This window comes from Vibrio sp. 378 (assembly GCF_033339435.1).
The window spans coordinates 1-844 of sequence record NZ_JAWOUO010000321.1; the positions used below are offsets into that span (position 1 = coordinate 1).

An 844-nucleotide genomic window follows, 5' to 3' on the forward strand; every position below is an offset into this window, starting at 1 on the left:
TATGCAGCAGTGAGAGGTGTGTCAAGAAATATACGGATCTTTTTTGTTCAATTAGAACAATTCATCCGTAAAGCTTTATCGACAGGAAAGGTGTATTAATCCCAGGTGAGAGATTTATCGTGTTTTGCCGTCAATTCGACAAAGCCAACGTAGTCTACGACAGTCACTGATGGACTGATACGATTTGCCATTCCACGCGCTTGAATATCGCTTTCTAATGCGAACACAGTGGCGTGTTTTACATGGCTAAACGCCTTGTGCTGTGGATTTGCGGCGTAGACGGCATCTTCAATCAGCAAGGCAGCATCTTGTTCGCTATACAATGCGAATGCATCTTCTAAGGCTGAAACAGTTTTGATGATGTGTAACATAGCGTCCTCAGAATGACAGTAACTTGCCAGCTTGCTGCAGTTTTTCTTTTACTTGCTCAAGGCTGAGTGCTTGAGCATCTATAACGAGATCGGCTTGAGCCAATCCTCGTTGCGCTAATGATTCTGAACACACAAACACCTGTTCGATGTCGTATAGATCGAATAACTTGAGCATCGGCGCGTAATCTTTGCTTAAGATACCACTAGGTTCTTGCCCTAACAGAAGTTGATACACGCCATCTCCTATAAAGATCACGGTGATATCTTCGCAATACGCGGAAGCCGCTAAAAGCGCATCAACGCCTTCGCGACCAGCTGCGCTGCCATGCGGTGCGCTTCGAAATAGATAAGTTAACTGACTCAAAACTGTACCACTCTGTCTTGGGTTAACATCGCTTCGGCTAGACTGCCCAAACCCGCTTGTACAAAACCTTCTGCAAGATTGTTTTGTGTTAAACCATGTTGAGTGGCTT

At 44.9% G+C, this 844-nt stretch carries 2 protein-coding genes and 1 pseudogene; all 3 read right to left on the reverse strand.

Features of this window, described 5'->3' with window-relative positions:
• Positions 1 to 95: 95 nt before the first annotated feature.
• On the reverse strand, positions 96 to 371 hold the full coding sequence (tusB, locus tag R7Q48_RS25990) for a sulfurtransferase complex subunit TusB (protein WP_005481146.1): 276 nt from the start codon (positions 369 to 371) through the stop codon (positions 96 to 98).
• A gap of 7 nt (positions 372 to 378) precedes the next feature.
• Positions 379 to 735 carry a sulfurtransferase complex subunit TusC gene (gene tusC / locus R7Q48_RS25995; protein WP_005458285.1) on the reverse strand — a complete coding sequence of 119 codons (357 nt, stop codon included), beginning with the start codon at positions 733 to 735 and terminating at the stop codon, positions 379 to 381.
• A pseudogene (locus R7Q48_RS26000) lies at positions 732 to 844 on the reverse strand (sulfurtransferase TusD); the annotation flags it as partial. The gene tusC and the pseudogene R7Q48_RS26000, both read right to left, overlap by 4 nt.

Bases quoted from the DNA above. Each gene is read 5' to 3' on its own strand.
- tusB (WP_005481146.1), bottom strand. From the start codon at position 371: ATGTTACACATCATCAAAACTGTTTCAGCCTTAGAAGATGCATTCGCA.